1 rRNA gene is annotated in these 796 nt (G+C 50.6%); it reads right to left on the bottom strand.

Features of this window, described 5'->3' with window-relative positions:
• Positions 1–796, bottom strand: a 16S ribosomal RNA gene (locus ACFFLS_RS22630); the annotation flags it as partial.

Genomic DNA, 796 nt, shown 5'->3' with positions numbered 1-796 from the left:
CGGTCAAACTACATTTAAGCCTTGGTAAGGTTCCTCGCGTATCATCGAATTAAACCACATGCTCCACCGCTTGTGCGGGCCCCCGTCAATTCCTTTGAGTTTCATTCTTGCGAACGTACTCCCCAGGTGGGATACTTATCACTTTCGCTTAGCCACTGAGCTTGCGCCCAACAGCTAGTATCCATCGTTTACGGCGTGGACTACCAGGGTATCTAATCCTGTTCGCTACCCACGCTTTCGTCCATCAGCGTCAATCCACCGGTAGCAACCTGCCTTCGCAATCGGTATTCCATGTAATCTCTAAGCATTTCACCGCTACACTACATATTCTAGTTGCTTCCCAGTAATTCAAGTCCTGCAGTATCAATGGCCGTTCCATCGTTGAGCGATGGGCTTTCACCACTGACTTACAGGACCGCCTACGGACCCTTTAAACCCAATGATTCCGGATAACGCTTGGATCCTCCGTATTACCGCGGCTGCTGGCACGGAGTTAGCCGATCCTTATTCTTACGATACCGTCAAGACATTACACGTAATGTTGTTTCTTCTCGTACAAAAGCAGTTTACAATCCATAGGACCGTCATCCTGCACGCGGCATGGCTGGTTCAGGCTTGCGCCCATTGACCAATATTCCTCACTGCTGCCTCCCGTAGGAGTCTGGTCCGTGTCTCAGTACCAGTGTGGGGGATCTCCCTCTCAGGACCCCTACCCATCGTAGCCTTGGTAAGCCGTTACCTTGCCAACTAGCTAATGGGACGCATGCTCATCTTTCACCGTTGTGACTTTAATAGC

The organism is Flavobacterium procerum, assembly GCF_042431625.1.
GTDB classification, from domain to species: domain Bacteria; phylum Bacteroidota; class Bacteroidia; order Flavobacteriales; family Flavobacteriaceae; genus Flavobacterium; species Flavobacterium procerum.
This window is presented reverse-complemented; position numbering and strand designations above follow the sequence as displayed.